The sequence below is a fragment of the Achromobacter sp. K91 genome (assembly GCF_003576205.1).
GTDB classification, from domain to species: domain Bacteria; phylum Pseudomonadota; class Gammaproteobacteria; order Burkholderiales; family Burkholderiaceae_B; genus Achromobacter; species Achromobacter aegrifaciens.
The window spans coordinates 1-1,684 of record NZ_QWFB01000070.1 but is presented as its reverse complement, the minus strand read 5'-3'; the positions used below and the strand labels follow the sequence as shown (position 1 = coordinate 1,684).

At 71.9% G+C, this 1,684-nt stretch carries 1 pseudogene; it reads right to left on the bottom strand.

Annotated elements, in window-relative coordinates:
• Positions 1-1,639, bottom strand: a pseudogene (locus tag DXK93_RS29595) (autotransporter outer membrane beta-barrel domain-containing protein); the annotation flags it as partial.
• Between the last annotated feature and the right edge of the window lie 45 nt (positions 1,640-1,684).

Sequence of the window (1,684 nt, the reverse complement as noted above, 5' to 3'; positions counted from 1 at the left end):
GTGCACTCGTCAGCTTGACGTTGGTGGGCCCGCCGTGGGTGTAGGCGTTGCTGCTGCCGACCCCGCCGTTGCCGCCGCCTCCGCCTATGGATTGCGCCAGCACGCCATTGGCGTAGTCGCCATAGGTCACGATGGTGGATGCCGGGGGGACGCGCACGCCAGGCGGGGTCAGCAGCGACGGCGGCATGCCGACATAGGCGCCGTTGGCATCGCCCAGGCTCACGGCCACCGCGCCGCCGTTGCCGCCTGCCGAGCCGGAACCGCCCAGCGTCATGCCGGCCGACAGCGAGATCGTGGTCGCATCGCCCAGCACGGTGGATAGCACGGACGAATCGCCGCCATTGCCGCCGCCGCCGCCGATGGACTGCGCCATCACGGCGTGGGAGCCGTCGCCCAAGGTGGCGACCGTGGAACCGTTGCTGAGGTTGACCTGGGTGACGCACGCGCCATCCCCCGGCGGGCAGGCGTTGCCGCCCGCCCCGCCGCTGCCGCCCACCGCGGCTTCGAAATTGAACGCCAGGGACGCGCCCTCGCCGGTGGGTACCGCCACCACCAGGTCGCTGGCGCTGGAGCTGCCGCCATTGCCGCCGCCTCCGCCTATGGTCTGCGCCAGGATGCCGAAGGAATCGTTGGGCGCGTAGGTGGCGGGATCGATGTTCGGGCTGGCGTAATCCATGCCGGTGGCGACGTGGGAGCCGCTCAGGTTCACGATGGAGGAATAGCCGGTGCCGCCCGAGCCGCCGCTGCCGCCCAGCACCACCGCTGCGTTGAAGCCCAGCGTGACGTCGTAATAGCTGGCGTCGCCGCCGTTGCCGCCGCCTCCGCCTATGGATTGGGCCAGGATGCCGGCCGAGTGGGCGCCGCCGGTGCTGATGTTGAGGTTGCTGTAGCCCACCTTGACCTCGGCGGCATTGCCGCCGGCGCCGCCGCTACCGCCCAATTGCAGCGCCGCGAAGGATGCCACGCTGGCGTTCTTGACGCTGCCGCCCGTGCCGCCGCCGCCGCCGATGCTTTGCGCGATGATGCCGGGTGCGTAGTTGCCGTGGGTGGTGAGGTTCGCGGTCGAGTACGTCAGCGTGCCGTCGCAGCCGCCCTGGTTGCTCATGCAGACCGTGCCGCCGTTGCCGCCGCCGCTGGCGCTGCCGCCGATCGCCACCGATACGCCCACCGATGCGGTGAAGGTATCGCCGCCGTTGCCGCCGCCGCCGCCCACGGACTGGGCCAGCACGCCCGCGCCGAATTGGCCCGCGGTCTGGATCGAGCCCAGGTCCTGGATGATGACGTTGCCGCCCGCACCGCCCCCGGCACCGCCGCCGCCCACGCCCAGCACGCCGATGCTGTCGCCGCCGCTGCCGCCGCCGCCGCCGATGGACTGGGCCACCATGCCGATGGCGGCGTTGCCGGCCGTCGTGATGGAGCCGGTATTGCCGATCACAACCGTGCTGCCCGACGAGCCGGTGGCCCCGGCCGAGCTGCCGCCTACGCTGAGCAGGCCAGTGGCGCTGCCCGAGGCCCCGCCGCCGCCGCCAATGGATTGGCCTATCATGCCGTGCGAGTTGTAGCCCGAGGTGGCGATGGACCCCGTGTTGCTCAGGGTGACCTGGCCGGCCGCGCCGCCGCCCGCGCCGTCCCCGCCCAAGGAAACCAGTTCGGCCGTGTCCGCGCCTGTCTCTTATACACATCT